We start from the raw sequence: 804 nt of genomic DNA on the forward strand, positions 1-804 counted from the left end.
TATTTTTTAATTCATTATTTTTGGTAAAATATTTATTATTGTTTTTGATAATTTGGATAAAAAGATGATATTTTATACAACTTAATCACAACATATTATAACATAAAAACTAGTTATTTTGTGGTTTTTACAATTATTGAGTAAAAAATACTCTAAATTGGCTTTTTGAGTTATAATAGAAGTAATAGCAATTTTGTTTTTCTATATTAATATTGTAAAAGGAAGGACAAGCATAAATTCAAATAGTAAGCTTAGGCAAGAAAAAATCTTTATTTTTTAGTTTATTTTTATTTAGTGTACTTTTTATTTCTTTATTTAATACTTATCAAACAGTTGGAGCAGAACTAACAACTGAAACAACAACTGAAAAAGAAACTTAAACTAAAAAAGTTACAACAGTTAAAGAAGACAACAAAACTACACAAACAACAACCCAACCAACCTACCAAAACAGTTGTTACTCAAACTGCAAACGGAGTTAAAACCGAAACAACTACAGTAGAAGGCACTCCTACCAAAACACTTAGAATCAATAAATCATATCCTTGATATATATGGTAATTTAAAAGCATGGCAATTATCTGAAAAAACTCATATGGAAGATCCTTGGCGCAACTCTTACAATGAAAATAATTTTTTTCATGAAAATGAAATAAGCGATCAAGAAATTTATTATTTTTATTCTGAAAATGAAATTAGATAATAATAAAATCAATGATAATATAGATCTAAATTTAGAACAACATTTAGATAAAAATTTTAATTATATTTTTCTAAAGAGTAATTTTATTAAAAAATTTGAAT

Annotated in this window: 1 protein-coding gene; it reads left to right on the plus strand. The window is 23.0% G+C overall.

Translation table 11 applies throughout. The annotated features are described in order from the left end of the window. The first annotated feature begins 550 nt into the window (after positions 1–550). Positions 551–703: a hypothetical protein gene (locus OL66_RS04545; RefSeq protein WP_425319136.1), complete on the plus strand. Its 153-nt coding sequence runs from the start codon at positions 551–553 to the stop codon at positions 701–703. Positions 704–804: the final 101 nt, after the last annotated feature.

Source organism: Chrysanthemum yellows phytoplasma (assembly GCF_000803325.1).
In the GTDB taxonomy this organism is placed as follows: domain Bacteria; phylum Bacillota_I; class Bacilli_A; order Acholeplasmatales; family Acholeplasmataceae; genus Phytoplasma; species Phytoplasma asteris.